Annotated in this window: 1 protein-coding gene; it reads right to left on the reverse strand. The window is 71.7% G+C overall.

The window, feature by feature from the left end:
- The coding region (locus EOD73_RS17460; RefSeq protein ID WP_127684335.1) for a cadherin-like domain-containing protein at nucleotides 1-1366 on the reverse strand (1366 nt) is incomplete at both ends.

A 1366-nucleotide genomic window follows, 5' to 3' on the forward strand; every position in this document is an offset into this window, starting at 1 on the left:
GCGACCGAGCCGGGCACCACGGTGGTGGCGCTGTCCACGTCCGAGACGATCAGCGTGCCCGAAGCCAGCACCGTGCCGTCTTCGGTGACCGAGCCCGTGGCCACGCCCGTGACCACGGCCGCGTCGTTCGTGCCGGTGACCGTGATCGTCAGCGTGGCGATGGAGGTCGCGCCCTGGTCGTCGGTGACCGTGTAGGGCACCGTGATCGTTCGCGTCTGGCCGGCGGCCAGGTCGTTGTAGGCCGGGTCGGCCGGGTTGAAGCTGTACGTGCCGTTGGCGTTGAAGCTCAGGCCCGCGGGGGCCGGGTTGTTCAACGAGAAGGTCAGCACCGCGTTGGCATCGGTGTCGGTGGCCGAGACCGAGCCGTTGACCAGCGCGCCGCCCTCGGTGGCGGCGGCCGAGGCGTCGGCCGCGACCGGCGCGTCGTTGGTGCCGGTGATCGACACCGTGACGGTGCGCGTCGTGCCGTCCGCCGTGGTGACCGTGAAAGTCTCGCTGGGCAGGGACTGGCCCGCGCCCAGGGCCTGCACCGCCGGGTCGGCGTTGTTCAGCGTGTAAGTCCACAGGCCGGCGGCGTTGACCGAGAAGGTGCCGTGGGCGCCGGCGACGTTGGTCTGCGGCACGAACACCGCCTCGCCCGCGTCGGGGTCGGTGACGGTGAGCTGGCCCGAGGCCGAGGTCGTGGTGTCTTCGACCGTGGTGCCCGAGGCCACGCCGCCGATGACGGCGGGGTCGGCCACTGGCGTGACGTTGAGCGTGATGGTGTTGGGCGCGGTGTCGAACGCGCCCGAGCTGTCCTGCACCGAGAAGGTGAAGCTGGCGTAGCCGGTGCCGTTGGCGTTGGTGGCCGGGGTGAAGACCAGGTTGGCCAGGTCGGCGGCGTTGATGACCTGACCGGCGGCGACGGGGGTGCCGTTGAGGCTGAGCGTGCCCGCGCCGGGCAGGGTGTCGATGCGCACGGCGGCCAGGGACTGGCCGGCGTCGGCGTCGGCAAAGCCGAAGCTGGCGGCGGAGAAGGCGTGCGAGCCGTCTTCGGGCAGGGTGACGGTGGCGTCGGTGCCGGTGGGCGGGGTGTTGCTGCCGACGTTGACGGTGAGCGTGCCGGTGGCGGAGCCGCCTTGGCCGTCGCTGATCGTGTAGTTGACGACGACGGGGCCGGTGACGTTGGTGGCCGGGGTGAAGTTCAGCGTGCCGTCGGGGTTGACGGTGACGGTGCCCAGGGCGGGGTTGGCCAGGGTGGCGCCGGTGACCGACAGGGGGTTGCCGTCGACGTCGGTGTCGTTGGCCAGCACGGCGATGTTGTTGACCGCGGTGTTGATCGGCGTGGAGGCCGTGTCGGCGTTGGCCACCGGGTCGTCGTTGACCG

The organism is Inhella crocodyli (assembly GCF_004004565.1).
In the GTDB taxonomy this organism is placed as follows: Bacteria; Pseudomonadota; Gammaproteobacteria; order Burkholderiales; family Burkholderiaceae_C; genus Inhella; species Inhella crocodyli.